The 16,614-nt window shown below is 49.6% G+C and carries 15 protein-coding genes; 8 read left to right on the forward strand and 7 right to left on the reverse strand.

What is annotated here, in order from left to right; genetic code table 11:
* Window positions 1-16 precede the first annotated feature (16 nt).
* Genes ACT53D_RS11330 through mutY form a run of 3 tightly spaced genes read left to right on the forward strand, consistent with a single transcriptional unit; the run spans window position 17 to window position 4,594 of the window.
* A complete protein-coding gene (locus tag ACT53D_RS11330) occupies window positions 17-820 on the forward strand; it encodes an undecaprenyl-diphosphate phosphatase (protein ID WP_194749581.1) in 804 nt (267 codons plus the stop codon).
* A gap of 19 nt (window positions 821-839) precedes the next feature.
* The gene (locus ACT53D_RS11335) at window positions 840-3,527 is read left to right on the forward strand and encodes an AsmA family protein (RefSeq protein ID WP_476156246.1); all 2,688 of its coding nucleotides are present in this window, start codon (window positions 840-842) and stop codon (window positions 3,525-3,527) included.
* Between the two features lie 23 nt (window positions 3,528-3,550).
* On the forward strand, window positions 3,551-4,594 hold the full coding sequence (gene mutY / locus ACT53D_RS11340; RefSeq protein WP_476156248.1) for an A/G-specific adenine glycosylase: 1,044 nt from the start codon (window positions 3,551-3,553) through the stop codon (window positions 4,592-4,594).
* Window positions 4,595-4,611: 17 nt separating this feature from the next.
* On the opposite strand, the gene ACT53D_RS11345 is transcribed toward mutY, so the two are convergent.
* The gene (locus ACT53D_RS11345) at window positions 4,612-5,094 is read right to left on the reverse strand and encodes a hypothetical protein (RefSeq protein ID WP_194749578.1); all 483 of its coding nucleotides are present in this window, start codon (window positions 5,092-5,094) and stop codon (window positions 4,612-4,614) included.
* Between the two features lie 376 nt (window positions 5,095-5,470).
* Between ACT53D_RS11345 and ACT53D_RS11350 the strand changes: the two genes are divergently transcribed.
* Together ACT53D_RS11350 and ACT53D_RS11355 are read left to right on the forward strand one after the other, a co-directional pair.
* Window positions 5,471-6,733, forward strand: coding sequence for a porin (locus tag ACT53D_RS11350; protein WP_194749618.1), 1,263 nt, complete (start codon window positions 5,471-5,473; stop codon window positions 6,731-6,733).
* Between the two features lie 103 nt (window positions 6,734-6,836).
* Entirely contained in the window at window positions 6,837-7,511 is a 675-nt protein-coding gene (locus ACT53D_RS11355; protein WP_379073839.1) for a DUF6445 family protein, read from the forward strand.
* A 5-nt stretch (window positions 7,512-7,516) separates the two neighbouring features.
* Here the strand turns inward: ACT53D_RS11355 and ntrC are convergent, their stop codons facing one another.
* From ntrC to glnA, 4 genes are all read right to left on the reverse strand, one after another.
* On the reverse strand, window positions 7,517-8,908 hold the full coding sequence (gene ntrC, locus ACT53D_RS11360) for a nitrogen regulation protein NR(I) (protein WP_194749576.1): 1,392 nt from the start codon (window positions 8,906-8,908) through the stop codon (window positions 7,517-7,519).
* 16 nt (window positions 8,909-8,924) lie between these two features.
* A complete protein-coding gene (glnL, locus tag ACT53D_RS11365; protein ID WP_194749575.1) occupies window positions 8,925-10,028 on the reverse strand; it encodes a nitrogen regulation protein NR(II) in 1,104 nt (367 codons plus the stop codon).
* A gap of 109 nt (window positions 10,029-10,137) precedes the next feature.
* Window positions 10,138-10,629 (reverse strand): DUF4124 domain-containing protein, encoded by a 492-nt coding sequence (locus tag ACT53D_RS11370; protein ID WP_476156251.1) that lies wholly within the window; start codon window positions 10,627-10,629, stop codon window positions 10,138-10,140.
* A 126-nt stretch (window positions 10,630-10,755) separates the two neighbouring features.
* Complete coding sequence (gene glnA, locus ACT53D_RS11375; RefSeq protein WP_194749573.1) at window positions 10,756-12,165, reverse strand: type I glutamate--ammonia ligase; 1,410 nt, start codon at window positions 12,163-12,165, stop codon at window positions 10,756-10,758.
* Between the two features lie 366 nt (window positions 12,166-12,531).
* Here glnA and ACT53D_RS11380 point away from each other — a divergent pair, with 366 nt between their 5' ends.
* The 3 genes from ACT53D_RS11380 to mtgA are packed head-to-tail and all read left to right on the forward strand — an operon-like array spanning window position 12,532 to window position 14,512.
* Complete coding sequence (locus ACT53D_RS11380; protein ID WP_476156253.1) at window positions 12,532-12,981, forward strand: rhodanese-like domain-containing protein; 450 nt, start codon at window positions 12,532-12,534, stop codon at window positions 12,979-12,981.
* An 11-nt stretch (window positions 12,982-12,992) separates the two neighbouring features.
* A complete protein-coding gene (gene aroE / locus ACT53D_RS11385; RefSeq protein ID WP_476156255.1) occupies window positions 12,993-13,811 on the forward strand; it encodes a shikimate dehydrogenase in 819 nt (272 codons plus the stop codon).
* 14 nt (window positions 13,812-13,825) lie between these two features.
* A complete protein-coding gene (gene mtgA, locus ACT53D_RS11390) occupies window positions 13,826-14,512 on the forward strand; it encodes a monofunctional biosynthetic peptidoglycan transglycosylase (protein ID WP_476156257.1) in 687 nt (228 codons plus the stop codon).
* A 244-nt stretch (window positions 14,513-14,756) separates the two neighbouring features.
* On the opposite strand, the gene ACT53D_RS11395 is transcribed toward mtgA, so the two are convergent.
* Both ACT53D_RS11395 and ACT53D_RS11400 read right to left on the reverse strand, forming a co-directional pair.
* Entirely contained in the window at window positions 14,757-15,035 is a 279-nt protein-coding gene (locus ACT53D_RS11395) for an Lrp/AsnC family transcriptional regulator (protein WP_476144887.1), read from the reverse strand.
* Window positions 15,036-15,086: 51 nt separating this feature from the next.
* A complete protein-coding gene (locus ACT53D_RS11400) occupies window positions 15,087-16,601 on the reverse strand; it encodes a flavin-containing monooxygenase (RefSeq protein WP_476156259.1) in 1,515 nt (504 codons plus the stop codon).
* Window positions 16,602-16,614 lie beyond the last annotated feature (13 nt).

Genomic DNA, 16,614 nt, shown 5'->3' on the forward strand with positions numbered 1-16,614 from the left:
CTGTTAGAATAACTGCATGGATATCTATTTGATGCTGAAGGCCGTGATCATGGGCCTGGTCGAAGGCGCGACCGAGTTTATTCCTGTGAGTAGTACAGGGCATCTGATCATTACCGGGGAGTGGCTGGACTTTCTCTCTAAAGATAAACGTGATGTGTTTGAGATCATCATTCAGCTGGGCGCGATTCTTGCGGTCTGTGTCGAATACCGGCAACGGCTCTGGCATACCGTACAGCGCATTCAAACGGATACCAACGCCCAGCACTTTGTGCGCAACCTCATCATTGCTTTTTTACCTGCCGCCTTAATTGGCCTGGCATTTCATCACCAAATTAAAGAATATTTATTTTCCTCCTTCACCGTTGGCATCGCACTGGTCGTGGGGGGGGTATTAATTTTGCTGATTGAAAAATTTGTGCCAGCAGGCAATACGCGTGATATCGACCAGATTTCAGCCAAGCAAGCCTTGCAGATTGGCTTTGCGCAATCGCTGGCATTGTTTCCGGGCATGTCACGTTCAGGCGCGACCATTCTGGGCGGCATGTTTTTTGGCCTGAGCCGTCAGACGGCGACTGAGTTTTCATTCTTTTTAGCCTTGCCCATCATGTTCGCAGCCACCGGGCTCGACCTCTATCAAGCCCGTGACTTACTGTCTGTGGACGATGCATTGATCTTTTTGATCGGTTTTGTGGTCTCATTTTTGTCAGCCTTGGTGGTGATTCGCGCCCTGATCCGATTTGTCGCCCAGCATTCGTTTGCCGTGTTTGCCTGGTACCGTATCGTGTTTGGCATTCTGGTGCTGGTTTTCTTTGCACATTAATTTGTTTTAAGGTGTATGCATGAACCGTGCGCTGTTTAAAAAGATAGCTTATGTGCTTGCCGCCATCCTGGCGGTGTTGCTGTTGCTGGTGGTTTATCTGGCTGCGACGTTTAATCCCAATGATTACAAGTCGACTATCATTCAACTGGTCAAAGACAAGAAACAGCGTACGCTAGACATCAAAGGTGACATCAAGCTGAGTTTCTGGCCAAAAATCGGCGCCGATTTAGGTGCAATCAGCTTGTCCGAGCATCAGTCAGAACAACAGTTTGCCGCGATTAAAAGCGCAAAAGTGGCATTGGCCGTGCTGCCCTTGCTCAAAAAAGAAATTGTCGTCGATACGGTCTATCTGGATGGCGCGCAGGTCAATGTCATCCAGCATGCTGATGGCAGCTTCAACTTTGATGATCTGCTGAGCAAAGAGGAAGAAGAGTCCCAGCAGATCAACTTTGATGTGCAAGGCATTAAAATCACCAATACTGAGGCCAGTTTTACGAATGAGAAAAGCGGTGCCAAGTATTCAGTTGATCAGCTAAACCTCACCACCGGCCAGGTGGCACTGAAAAAGCCGTTTGATATCGCCACCGATTTTCATCTGACGGCAAACCAGCCCGCCGTGGATGCCAAGGCGTTGATTAAAGCCAATGTCATGGCCGATCCGGAAGCCAAGCATTTTGTGATCAAGGGTCTGGATGCGCAGCTCAAAGGCGCCTTGCTAGATGGCCAGGCGGTGACGGTCACGGCGCAAGGGGGCATTGATGTGGATGCCGCTAACACTGCCCTGGATGTTTCTGATCTCAAGCTGGCGATGCAAGGTACTTTTAAAGGTGCCGAGCGCGCAGTCAGCCTGCAGGCGCCTGCGCTTGCCGTCAATCCGCAACTCATCAGCAGTGACAAGGTCACCTTGTCACTCAAGCAAAAAGATGCCAACGGCGATCTCGATCTGGCCGTGGTCTTGGCCGAATTAAAAGGCAACCAGCAAACCGTCGAAAGCAAAGGGTTGACCGCGGATGTTAGCCTGAATGCCGGTGCACGCAAGGTTGAAGGGCATTTTGCCTCGCCTGTGACCGCCAATCTGGCCGACTTGGTGTTTGAAGTGCCTGCGTTGGCAGGTAAATTTGATATTAAAGACCCCGCCTTGCCGAATGGAACCATGCAAGGGCAGTTCAAGTTGGCCCTCAACGCAAACGTGAAGCAAGAGCAAGTTAACACCACCTTTGATTTGAGCCTGGCGGAAACCAAGCTCAATGGCGATGTGCGCGTGGCAGGGTTTGCGACGCCGCATATCGGTTTTAAAGTGCACGCCGACACCTTGAACCTGAATGCGTTGCTGGGCAAGGCCAAACCTAAAAAAGAAACCGTTGCCAGCCCAAATACCAATCATGCGCAAGCAGACAAACCTGCCGATTTGAGCGCGTTAAAAACCTTATTCCTTGATGGCAGTATCAATATCGGCAAGATTTTATACAGCCCCTATACCCTGACTGGCTTGAACGTGGGCATTAAAGCTGATGGCCAGAAACTGGCCTTGCAGGGTCTGGATGTCAAATTGGACGACAGCCGTATCCAGGGCAATGTTGGCATTAGCCAGTTTAGCAAGCCGCTATATACCTTTGATCTCAACATCGACAAGCTGGATTTGAACCGTTATCTGCCTGCTGAAGCCAAGGCGGGCGAAGCGACGGCCAAGCCTGCCGAGAAAACCGCGCAAGCGGAGCAGCCGCTGGATTTGTCTGCCTTGAAGGCGCTCAATGCGCAGGGCAACATCCGCATTGGCTGGTTGAAATATGGCAAAACCGAAGCCAAAAACCTCAATATTGGACTGAAAGCGCAGGAGGGCTTGGCTAGCCTGAATCCACTCAATGCCGATGTCTATCAAGGCACGGTGCGCGGTGCCGTCAAGCTGGATGCACGTGCCACGCCTGCAGTCACCATACAGCAAAGCCTGCAAAACATCGCTGTCGGCCCGTTGTTAGTCGATACCATCAACAATGACATGCTATCTGGTAACGGCAATTTGAATGTGAACGTGACCGCGCAAGGAAATACGGTGACTGCACTAAAAAAGTCACTGGGCGGCTCGGTTGATTTACGCATGGCCGATGGCGCCGTTAAAGGGTTTGATCTGGCCGGGACTATCCGCGAGGCGAAAAGCAAGCTCAACTTGCTCAAGGGTCAATCCAGCGCAGACGCAGATAAAAGTAAAAAAACTGACTTTAGTGAGCTGACCGCCAGTTTTAATATCAAGAATGGCGTGGCTCACAATGATGATCTGGCCATGAAGGCACCGGTTTTTCGGTTGACTAAAGGCGAAAGCAAAGGCGATATTGATATAGGCAAAGAACAGATCAACTATCTCGCCAAGCCTACTTTGGTGAATTCGCTCAAGGGGCAGGGCGGTAAAGAGGCTGAGCAATTAGGCAGTCTTGGCATTCCGGTGAAGGTCACCGGTAGTTTTAGTGCGCCAAAATTCGGTGTTGATATGGCGGCTTTAGGTCAGGCACTGGCCAAATCGGTGGCTATGGACGCCTTGACTGAGAAAATCGGCGGAGACAAGGCCGAAGCTCTTAAAGGGTTGCTGAATGGAAAAACGCCGGGGAATAGCGGTAGCGAGGCTGCCAATCCTGAAGGTGGTAATAGCACTGAGCCTGCCAAGCCCGTGGACCAGCTCAAACAAAAAGCACTCAAAAAGCTGCTGAATTTTTAGGGCCAGCAGACAAGCTTTTAAGTGTGAGTGATTTTGCAGAAAAACTGATCGCCTGGCAGCAGGCGCATGGCCGCCATGATTTGCCATGGCAGCAGACGCGTGACCCTTACGCTATTTGGGTCTCAGAAATCATGTTGCAGCAAACGCAGGTGTCGGCGGTCATTGCTTATTATGATCGGTTCATGCAGCGCTTTCCTACCATTGCCAGCCTAGCCGAAGCCGAACAAGATGAAGTCATGCGCTATTGGAGCGGGCTTGGCTACTATTCACGCGCGCGCAACCTGCATCATGCCGCCCAAACCATTATGCGTGAGCATTGTGGTATTTTTCCAACAGATTTCGAGACCATCCAAACTTTAAAAGGTATCGGGCGCTCTACCGCCGCAGCGATCAGCGTGTTTGCATTTAACCAGCGGCAAACGATTCTTGATGGTAATGTGAAACGTGTATTGGCAAGGCTGTATGCTATTGAGGGTTGGCCAGGGTTACCAGAAGTAGAGAAGAAATTGTGGCAAATCGCCGAAAGTGTGTTGCCTAGCCAAGGCTTGCCCGCCTATGTGCAAGGGTTGATGGACTTTGGTGCGACCTTGTGTACGCGTAGCAAACCAAATTGTCATCGTTGCCCGATGCAGGCGAGTTGTCTGGCGTATCAGCAACAAATGGTCTATGTGCTGCCTGCCCCCAAGCCTCGTAAAGCCTTGCCAGAAAAACAGACCACGGTATTGATGATTTTAGATGCCGGGGAGATTTTGCTGGAGCGACGGCCGAACCATGGTATATGGGGCGGTTTGTGGAGTTTGCCTGAGTTGTCCCCCAGTGCGCTTGCCGTTCCCCATGTAAAAACTACCTTCGACATGGATGTGGAGCCACTGGAAACATTGCCCGTGCTCTGGCATACCTTTACACATTTCAAGCTTGAAATAACGCCACAGCCACTGCTATTGCAGGGGAAGCGACCGCCACCAGCGCCCAATCAGCAATGGCTCGCTTTGGCGGATGCTGTCGCCGCAGCGTTGCCAACGCCAGTACGCACGCTGATCAAAGGGCTTCAACAATTACACTTTTAAATGCGTAGGCCTGCAGCTTAGAGATTGGCTAGACGGAAAACATGGCTGGCCAATTCCCGCTGATTGTTTTTGAGGTGTTGTAACAAGGCGTGCCCTCTGTCAGGCTTAACCAACGCTTTTTGGTAAATCAGCGGCAATTCAAAAATCGCGATTTCACGCTCTACGATATTCAATGTCTGATGCTTGGAGCTTTCAAGCACATCAAGCAGTTTTTCATACACGTCATCTTGCACACGCGTATAAGGAAACAAAATCCAGAAGTCTGTCCCTTCCCGGCCTACCAGGTCAGATCTTCTAAAAGAGTTTTGCAGATCATGGGTTAACGATGAGAGTTGACGCAAGGCCTCAGGCGCGCCGTAGGCCTCACCCAAGCTATTGTCATCGCCATAAGCAATTTTAACCAGGGCAATATTGAAATCCTCAGAATGCCTGATCAGCACTTGGCATATCCAGTCCAAGGTCTCTACAAAGCGACTACATAACTGAATGTCCGAAATCATTCTCTTCCCCTGCGGATGCGCTTCACTTAAATAAAGGCGCATGTGTAAATTTAAATAAGCTGCAAATTGTTCCTATGCTAGCAGAAAGATATATTGATGTTGATGGGAAATCAGCTAAAAAACGGTAGCAATTCAAAAAAACACCCTAGTCCGGCAGGTGTTAGATTGTTGCAAATCTGCAACAACGTTAACTAGGACTAAGCAATTTGACGTATTCACTTGCGCCACCTAGGCCGCTTTTGCAAAAATTGCTCTGACCTTGCAGGAAATGCTTTAAGTGATTCCGCAGGAGTTATTAGAAAGAGCATTCAATGGCTCTTTACTGGAAAGCAATATCCTTACACAAGTTGTGAAAACAACATTTTTGGAGATTCGTATGAATACAAAATTGAACGTTGCAGTTGCAGCAGCTCTGTTCGCTGCCGCTACTGGCGCACAAGCTGGCATCACTATCCCAGCTGGTGACTGGACTCTGGACATCGGTGGCGTTGTTAACGCTTACTACACACACACTAGCTTCAGCGGTGATGATTCTGCTGCTGGTGAATATCAGAATGGCGATAGCGTAGCAAACATTACTACAGGTTTGCTGCCAAACTATCTGAGCGTTTCTGGTAAAACACGTCAGAACGATCTGGATGTTGGTTTCACAATCAGCATTAACCCAGGTGCTTCTACAACAGCTGCTGGTAAACAATCTTCCCAACAAGAAAACCGTCAAGCATTCTTGACATTCGGTGATGCTTCATGGGGTTCTATCAAGCTGGGTAAAGATCTGGGCATCTACGCTTCAGACGCTATCTTGAATGACCAAACACTGCTGGGCGTTGGCTCTGCTGCTGGTTCTTTGGCTGGCAATACAACTACTTTGGGTCGTATTGGTCGTGGTTACATGTATGCTGACTGGAAAGCACAAGTTGCTTACACATCACCAAACTGGAACGGTTTCCAATTTACTGCAGGTTTGACACAAGGCTGGAATGCTTTGGCAGGTACAGGTACCAACAGCGTTGGTTCAACTGACCGTGCTGGTTCACAAACTGCGTACGAAGGTAAAGCTTCTTACGAGTGGACAGGTGACGTAGCTGGTAAAGTTTGGGTTTCTGCAATCAGCCAAAAAGTTGACGGCTTAGGCACTGCTGCAGTTGCTGCAACTGTATCTAACGTTAACGGTGTTGTTACTGCTGTTCCAGCTGTTGCTGCACAAAACTTTGGTAACGAGCGCGCTTACGCATGGGACTTGGGTACAAGCCTGAAAATTGCTGATTTCGGCTTAGTTGGTTACTACGGTCAAGGTAAAGGTATCGGTCAGACAGTTCAATTCTTGAACGGTTTCGATCGTAACGGTAAACGTCGTGATTCCGATCAGTGGTATGTTCAAGGTTCTTACACTATTCCAGGTGTAGGTACTAAATTGGCTGCCTCTTACGGTGAGTCCACATTGGATGGCAACGGTGTTGATTCATTCAGCGACATCAAAGCTAATATGTGGGTAGTTGGTGCTTACCACCCATTGACAAAACACCTGAACTTGGTAGCAGAGTACTCTCAAGCTAAAGATGAAGTTAACAACCGCACAGCGGCTGACACTGACTTGAAAGCAAAAACCGTTTCTTTGGGTGCTATCCTGTTCTTCTAATTTAATTGCAGTTTAACTGCTTAAATTAGAGTCAGAAAAAACGGCAACTTCGGTTGCCGTTTTTTTATCTATAAACTTTGCTGATTAGACTTGTTGGTGAATTATGAATTTGTACCCTGTAACAATCGTTGAAAATTTCTACGAAGATCCGGATGCAGTGCGCACTTTTGCACTTAATCAGAAATATCAATTTCGACATCAGTTAAAGGATGTGCCATATGTATTTCCTGGCGCAAGAACCAAAGACTTATCTGTGATCAATAAGCCTTTATTTGAGAAGGTTAGCACTAAGATTATCTCCTTATTCCATAACTCTGAATATGAGCATATGCGTTGGGCCATTTCGACCAACTTCCAGAGTGTCAGCGAAGAATATGGGCGTGGTGTAATTCACACGGACGGGAATGCTGTTTTTGCAGCGGTGTTATATTTAAGTCCTGATGCGCCTTTGGATTCCGGGACTTCTTTATTTAGGCCCAATAAAAGCTTTGATCAGACTTTATACGAAAAAGCACTTAAGGTGAATGATAAGCGCTTTGCAGATGGTACTGTAAAGATGGATACCGCTTATCACAGTATGTTTGATGAGATTGTGAGAATCAATAACGTTTATAACACCTTGATACTCTATGAAGGCAGACATTTTCATGCCGCAAATAACTTTTTTGGGAAGACACTAAAAGACTCACGGCTGGCGCAAGTCTTTTTTGTTAGTAGTATTGATGCGCAAAGACACAGCTCATTCCCACTTTGGCGTAGTCAGCAAGTGCACATTTAGCAATTTTAATCATCAATGCCTAGCTCCTGAATTTTGCGTGTGAGCGTATTGCGCCCCATCCCTAGCTGATTGGCAGCTTCAATCCGGCGGCCATCGGTGTGGGCGAGGGCACGGGTGATCAGGATACGCTCAAACTCTTTGGTTTTGGCGTCAAGGATATTGGTTTCTCCGCGATTAAGCGCGTCGGTGACTTCTTGGGCTAGCGCTTCTTGCCAGGAGCCTCCGCTACTATGTTTACCAGTATCTTCTTTAAGCTCTGGGGGTAAGTCATTAACATCCACGTTTTGACCTGGCGCCATGACGGTGAGCCAGTGGCAGACGTTCTCAAGCTGGCGAACGTTACCGCTCCAGTTAACTGACATGAGATATTTAATGGCTGCTTGTGATAACTGTTTAGGTTCAACCCCTAATTGCTGTGCGCTGTGGGCGAGAAAATGTTTGGTCAGCAAGGGTATGTCTTCCCTGCGCTCACGCAAGGGCGGCAAGCGCAGACGAATGACGTTCAGGCGGTGAAACAAGTCTTCACGGAACAGACCTTGTTTGACGCGCTCTTCGAGGTCCTGGTGAGTGGCGGCAATCACGCGTACATTGACTTTGATTGGTTGATGTCCGCCCACGCGATAAAACTGGCCGTCGGACAAGACGCGCAACAATCTGGTTTGCAAGTCAGCAGGCATGTCACCAATTTCATCTAGAAACAAAGTGCCGTTATCTGCCTGTTCAAAGCGGCCACGTCTGGCTGCAGCGGCCCCAGTAAAAGCGCCGCGTTCATGACCAAACAATTCGGATTCTAATAAATCCTTGGGAATCGCTGCGGTGTTGATAGCGATAAAGGGTTTGTCAGCACGTGGGCTGTGTCTATGCAGTGCACTGGCGACCAGTTCTTTACCACTGCCGGATTCGCCGTTAATGAGCACGGTTGAGTGCGAGCGGCTGAGGCGGCCAATGGCACGGAAAACCTCTTGCATAGCGGGTGCCTGGCCGATAATTTCTGGCGAGGGGCCGGTGTCTTCTACGGCCTCGACAGATTGACGCATGCTTTCTTCAACGGCACGTTTGATAATTTCGATGGCTTGGTCTACATCAAACGGTTTGGCCAGATACTCAAACGCGCCACCCTGAAAGGCGGCGACAGCGCTTTCGAGGTCTGAGTAGGCGGTCATGATAATGACGGGAATCTCGGGAAAGCGCTGCTTTACCTCGGATAAAAAGTCCAGGCCCGAGCCATTCGGCATGCGGATGTCACTGACAATGACTTGGGGTTGTTCACGATTTAAAGCGTTGAGGGCTTCTGCCGGGGATGAAAATGTTTTGAAATCAAAGTCCGTGCGGGCCAGGGCTTTTTCAAACACCCAGCGGATGGATTTGTCGTCGTCTAGGATCCAGATTGGCTTCATAGCTGTTTCTCGTGAATTATTGTACTGATGATTTTAATTGCGTACTTTCAATGGGTAGCAATATATGGAATATGGTTTTACCCGGCTGTGAATCACAGTCGATCATGCCATGGTGTTGGGTGATAAAGGTTTGCGCCAGCGCAAGGCCCAAGCCTGTGCCGCCTTCGCGACCGGATACCAGCGGGTAGAAAATGCGTTCTTTGATGCCGGCAGGGATGCCTGGGCCGTTATCAATAATCTCTAAATGAATCCCGACACGGTAACGTTTTCTGGCTAGCGTAATTTGGCGCTCAGCACGCGTGCGGAAAGTAATGCTCGCACCTTCGGTCTGGTGCTGCTGCATCGCTTGTGCCGCATTACGCGCAATATTGAGCACGGCTTGGATCAGTTTTTCGCGATCGCCAATGAGCTCCGGCAAGCTGGTATCGTAGTCGCGGATCACGCGGATATGGTTAGGCGATTCTGCCAGTAACAGACTGCGTACGCGCTCCAGCACTTCATGAATGTTGGTGGGCTCATATTTTGGCACGCGGTGTGGTGCCAGCAGTCTGTCCATGAGGCTATGTAGTCTGTCAGCCTCTTTGATAATCACCTGGGTATATTCTTTTAGGCTGGGTTGCGGCAACTCAAATTCAAGCAATTGTGCCGCACCACGCAAGCCGCCTAGCGGGTTGCGGATCTCATGCGCCAGATTCCTGAGTAATTCAGAGTTGGCTTGCTGCTGTATCAGCATGCGCTCTTCACGCGCAATACGCAATTGCTGATCCATTTGCACAAACTCCAGAATCAGCATGTCTTCCGGCGTTTGATTGAACGCGGCTGAAATAGGGGTGGCTGTGCAGGTCACGGCCGTTGTATGGCCGCGTTGGGTGGTCAGTGCAAACTCATGCTCACGATATGGGCTCTGTGTTTCTATGGCGTTAGTCACGGCCATTTGCAAAATTTCGCAATTCACAAACACGTCATGGATATGCGCCCCTTGAATCTGGTTGGCACTAAATGCAAACAGAATCTCGGCGCTGGAGTTTGCGTAAGTAACTTCTAGTTGGTTATTAAGCAAAATGACTGCCGTGGCAATATGCTCTAAACCACTAAAGCCGTTGGGAGATTTCTGTACCATGTCCTGAGCTTGTTAAAAAGAGTGAATCACGCCCTGTTTTAAAGCAAAACCCAAGCCAATTCTTACAAGAAACGTAAAAATGATTGAGCAAGCCCCCAAAATGGTGCATTTAAAGGTTGAGTTCTTTATTTAACAGCTCGATATTGCGCTCATGTGCCTGAATTTCGGCCTCAATCACTCGCAGTTTTTCTTCATACTTGGCGACATTCCTAAACGTTTTTCCATTGGCACCTCTATAGACTTCTGGCGTGTTCTGGGCTTCTTCATATAACAGGCGAGCATTCTCAAGTGCTTGTTTTTCTTGAGAAAGCTCGTTCATTAATAGCTCTCGCCGCTTTTGGTCGCGTTGATTTTGTGTCTGATTATCGACTTTGGGAAAATCGGCCGGAGAGGGTGTTCTGACATTGGCTTTTTTCTCCCTGGCAGGGGGTGGAGGCTCTGTGGTTCTGGGCCCACTAATAATGAGCTCTGCCTTGCTTTTGCCTTCGGGTTTGATATTGGTATAGGTGGTGACGCCGTTACTGTCGGTATATTTGTAAATATCTGCCCAGCTTGGGTTGCACATGAGCGCGAAGGTGCAAATGTAAAAAAGTCTTTTCATGGCAATAGTTTAGAGCAGATCGTTGAGGGTATCAACGTCTGCTCGCCTAAAAACGTTGACGGAACAGCGCGCACATAAAAAAACAGGGCAGCCTGGGCTGCCCTGTTTTAGTGCGTGCTCTTGTGATTAGCAAGAGTAGTACAGACCAAATTCCACTGGGTGTGGTGTTTGGCGCAGTTTAGTGACTTCTTCCATTTTCAATGCAATGTATGCATCAATCCAGTCGTCTGAGAAAACGCCGCCGCGTGTTAAGAACTCGCGGTCTTTATCCAGATACTCCAATGCTTGTTCCAAAGATGAACATACCGTTGGGATCAATGCATCTTCTTCTGGTGGCAGATGGTACAAGTCTTTAGTCGCTGGTTCACCTGGGTGAATCTTGTTCTGAACGCCATCCAGACCAGCCATCAACAGGGCTGAGAAAGCCAAGTATGGGTTAGCAATCGGGTCTGGGAAGCGCGCTTCAACACGACGGGCTTTATCAGAATGCACGAACGGAATACGAATCGCAGCAGAACGGTTTTTAGCGGAGTAAGCCAGTTTGACTGGTGCTTCGTAATGCGGTACCAAGCGCTTGTAGGAGTTAGTACCTGGGTTGGTAATCGCATTCAGTGCGCGCGCATGCTTGATGATGCCGCCGATGTAGTACAGAGCGAAGTCGCTCAGGCCTGCATAGCCGTTACCTGCAAACAGGTTTTTACCATCTTTCCATACGGATTGGTGAACGTGCATACCGGAGCCGTTGTCACCAAACATTGGTTTTGGCATAAATGTGGCTGTTTTACCGTAAGCATGGGCTGTGTTAGTCACTACGTATTTCAGGATTTGCGTCCAGTCAGCACGTTGTACCAAGGTCGCAAACTTAGTACCGATTTCACATTGACCTGCTGTTGCCACTTCGTGGTGGTGCACTTCAACAGGCACGCCCAGTTCTTCTAAGGTCATGACCATGGCAGAACGGATGTCGTGCAATGAATCGACAGGAGGCACTGGGAAGTAGCCGCCTTTAACGCCTGGACGGTGACCAGTGTTGCCACCCTCGAATTTTTCACCTGAGGACCAAGCGGCCTCTTCTGAGTTGATTTTCACAAAGCTACCACCCATGGTGGCATCCCATTGTACGCTGTCAAAAATGAAGAACTCTGGCTCTGGACCAAAGTAAGCAGTGTCGCCCAGGCCGCTGGATTTCAGGTAAGCTTCAGCGCGTTTTGCCAGGGAGCGTGGGTCACGGTCATAGCCTTTACCATCAGTAGGGTCTACTACGTCGCAGGTCAGAACCAAGGTTGGTTCGTCAAAAAATGGATCGATGAATGCGGTGCTTGCATCAGGCATCAATTGCATGTCAGAGGCTTGAATGCCTTTCCAGCCAGCAATGGAAGAACCATCAAAGGCGTGACCTTCGGTAAATTTATCTTCGTCGAAGGCAGACACTGGCACGGTCACGTGCTGCTCTTTACCTCTGGTGTCGGTAAAACGGAAATCAACAAATTTGATGTCGTTTTCCGCAACCAGTTTCATTACGTTTGCAACGGACATTACATTCTCCTCAGTGATCAAGATCTAAAATGATTCAACTTGCGCACGCAAAAAAGGGACATGTTGCGGATGTCCCGGAACGTGAGCAAATATAAAAACACAAACTAGCAAAACAAATAGATATGTGGAATTTTTGGTTTACGAATTCCATTGAATCTTAGGATGTAATAGTAGCAGGAAGCATGCCACCCAAAAACAGGCATTTTGCATGGATATGGGATATCTGACATAAAAAAGCAAAATCAATGGGCACTAATTAGGTGCACTGCAACAAATTGAGCACAAAAATGGTGCTAAATGTGTTTGCATGGCTTTCACAGGTATACTCGCGGTTTAACTAAGTGATTGAAAGAGTGAAGGTGTCATTTGGAGAGTGTTGAAAAAATCTTGCAACAAGCCGCTCAGCGCGCAGAAGAAAATGGCTTGACTTACGCGGGAGCCGTCACGCCGCAGGAGGCGTATGCGCTGATTAGCCAAGATCAAAATGCGGTGTTGGTGGATGTGCGCTCACGTGCCGAGTTGGAGTTGGTTGGGCGCGTGCCCATGGCGGCCCATCTGGAATGGGCGTTTTATCCAGGCATGATTGCCAATCCTGAGTTTGCCGATCAGCTACAGGCGCTGGTTGATCCTGCGCGCACCGTTGTATTTATGTGCCGCACGGGTGGCCGCAGCCATAATGCTGCCTTGCTGGCGCAAAAACTCGGATATCCCAACGCTTACAATATGCTCGAAGGCTTTGAAGGCGAAGCGAATGAGGCCAAGCAAAGAACCCTGATCAATGGCTGGAAACATGCAGGCTTGCCCTGGTCCAACTAGGTGATCTTGCTATGTCGGTTGAAAAATACGCAGTCATTGGCCACCCGATAGCACATAGCAAATCGCCGTTGATTCACCAGGCATTTGCGCTGCAATTTGGCAAGACGATTGTTTACGAAAAGGTGTTGGCACCTCTGGATGGCTTTGCGTCCACGGTGCACCAATTGCAGCAACAAGGGTATGTGGGTGCAAATGTCACGGTACCATTCAAATTTGAAGCCTATGACTTAAGCCAGACTTTATCTGAACGCGCGCAGGCGGCTGGGGCAGTGAACACCCTCAGTTTTGGCCAAACGCAAATTCAGGGCGACAATACCGATGGCTGTGGGCTGGTCAATGACATTCTCAAACATCACCAGACGGCCCTGGCCGCAAAAAAAATCTTGTTGCTGGGCGCAGGCGGCGCTGCGCAAGGCGTGATGCTGCCGTTGATTGCACAAGGCCCGGCGCAATTGACCATTGCTAACCGCACACAGGACAAGGCGCAAGCCATGCTGGATAAGTTTGCGGACGCGGGGGGGCAATGTGGCGTCTTGCTGGCCGTGACCACGTTTGCAGCACTCACCGAGACCTATGATGTGGTCATTAATGCCACTTCTGCGGGATTGTGTGAGACACCGTTACAGCTTCCATCGCATGTCTTTGGCACGCATACCCTGGCTTACGACATGATGTACGGCCGGGAGACGCCGTTTATGCAGCAGGCGCGTACCGCAGGCGCACAGGTGGCAGATGGCTTGGGTATGCTCATCGAGCAGGCGGCAGAAGCGTTTTTTATCTGGCATGGATTGCGTCCTGACACGGCCCCAGTGATTCAGACATTCCGCTAATCTTCATTTCTGTCATGAAACAAAGCATCAAGCTGTTTTTCGTCCTGTTTTTGCTCTGGGTACTGTTGTATCAGGTCTGGATACTCGCCCATATTTTGTGGTGGGTAGATCACAATCCGGACGCCACTGCCTTCATGCAGGCGCGGCTGGAAGTGATGCAAGAAAGCCATCCCGAAGCCACCATACAGCAGCAGTGGGTGCCTTACGCCAAGATCAGCAACCATTTAAAACGCGCAGTGATTGCGGCGGAAGATAGCAAATTCGTTGACCATGAAGGCTTTGACTGGGTCGGGATCGAAACCGCTTTTGAGAAAAACCTCAAGAAGGGAAAAATCGTCGCTGGCGGCTCCACCATTAGCCAGCAACTGGCCAAGAATTTGTTTTTATCCGGGCATCGCACGCCCTGGCGCAAAGCACAAGAAGCGGTGATTACCTTTATGCTGGAAAAGCTCATGACCAAGCGCAGGATTCTGGAAATCTACCTGAACGTGATTGAGTGGGGCGAGGGCGTGTTCGGGGCGCAAGCGGCGGCCAAGCATTACTTTCACGCTTCGGCCGCCAGTCTGGCACCCGCCCAAGCGGCGCGCTTGGCAGCCATGATTCCTAACCCGCGTTTTTATGATCTGCACCGCAGTACCCGCTATTTAAATCGCCACACTGCTACCATTCAGGCGCGCATGCGATTGGTCAAAATACCCTGATTTTACGGGCCTGATTTAGGCATGAACGTGAAACACGCCTGCATACAATGTTTGCTATCAATGGATTTGATACATCATTTCCATCGGCGGTGTATGCAGATGCACCGTCAGGCAGGTTGCATGTTGACCTTAGCCTTTGACAGCGAGATGTTTTACAAGGGTGTGAGGTAACGGCCAGGTAACTGGCCGTATTTTTTTGAACGCATCCACGCTTGCCTCACCAAACTTCAGTAGGTGGCCGGTATTAACTGGACCCGATATCAAACATGGCGTCCAGATCCTGTTTTCGGTACGTGCGCAGTGACAGCATGGTTTCGGTTCTCACAATGCCGCTGATGGCAGCCAGTTGATGGGTCACCAGTGCAGAGAGCGCCTCGGGCCCGGTGACTTGTATGACGGCCACCAGGTCATATTGACCACTCACTGAATAGACTTCTGTCACTTGCGCTAATGATGCCAGGGTTTCCGCCACCGTGGCCATTTGTTGGCGCTCAGCGTTCACCAGCATAATACACGTCATCATAAGACACTCCTTTTCAAGGCCTCCGCCTGTGAGCGGCGGAGGCTAAGCCCTTCAAACGGTTTTGGTCTGTACCGGCATCTTCTGTGCAGCATGAGGCTGATGGCGTTGCAGCAGGGCCTTGTGCAAATACTGAAAATCCGCTGGATCAATCGGTAAAAACCACTGCTTGAAGCGGGTCGCGACGCCCAGCGGCAGGCGCATGTCCGATAACAGCTCGTCAATATGATGCAGTGAGAACGGAATGATATTGGTGCCTTTGGAGTGTTTGCCTTCTGTACGCGCTTCCATCCATGCCAGACGTTCCTTGATTGTGCTGCGTTGTGCTTCTGCGGTCGGCAACTTCATCTTTCCACCAATCCAGTCGGCCAGCCAGTAAGCGCCTACTTCGGCATTGAGTTGGCTAAAGAATGAAGAGTTATAACCATTAAACGCCAGACCTGGCATGCCAACAGGTGCCATCGACCGGTACAGCACAAAATTACCTTCTGCATCGGTCACATGTTTCATCACGTCATCGTTCAAAAAAGGCACACGCTGATGCCAGCCTGTCCCGCAAATCACAATGTCGGCTGGCAAACGGCGGCCATCGGTTAAATGTGCATAACGCACGCCATGCTCAATGCTAAAGCCTGTGATGCTGTTTTGTTTGGCAACGTCAATATGACCCGCTTCCACGCTTTCAAAGAAACCTTCGGTGACCAGGCTGACGGTACTGCGCGCAATCGATTCTAGTGGCTGGTCAGGCTTGAGGCCCAGTTTTTCGAGGCGGCATTGGCGGTTGATGACCCACTGCACCTGATTCAACATGCTGTTACGGATTGGTTTGCCGATGCCGTGCAAAAAGCGCTCTATACCTTTAAGCCGGATATATTTAAACAAGCCTTCGCCCATGCGCGTCAAAAACAGGTATTTGTAATTGAGTACATTCATGAGTCGTTTGGGCACTTTCCAGATCAAATGTCTGGCCACCACCGTGGTGCTCGCCGCTTGCTGGCAAACCGCTTGTGCCACATCGGTAGAAGATTTGCCGTAGCCCACAATCAGCACATGTTTGCCTTTGGCATCTGCAAGCTCCTTGAACTCGCTGGTGTGGCAAATACGGCCACCTGCGGCGGTAAATTCGGCTGCACCCGGATAGTCCGGGATCATGGGCTGCGAAAAAATTCCGTTACAGACAATTAAAAAATCAAAATGTCGCGTTTCCTCTGCTTTGCCTTCGGTCTTGACGGTGAGTTGCCAGCCTTGACCAACCGGTGTAGCCAATTTCACTTCGGTATTCAAGCTGATCAGGTGTGCAAAATTGAACTGCTTGGTATAGGCATCCAGATAGTGCTGCACCTGCTCGCCACTCGGCCACTCAGGGTAATGCTTGGGATAGGGGAAATCTGAAAAGGCATAGGTGGACTTCACATTTTGTGTGGTCAGGCTAGGGTAGCGTCTGGAGGCGCTCCACACCCCGCCGACGTCAGCCTCCTTCTCAAACACCGTGACCTGGTGACCAAATGCAGTCAGCACTTTTGCTGTACTCAAACCGGCAAACCCGGCACCCACAATCGCAATATTCATACGGTTTCCTTTG

It is taken from the genome of Methylophilus sp. DMC16, from assembly GCF_056314045.1.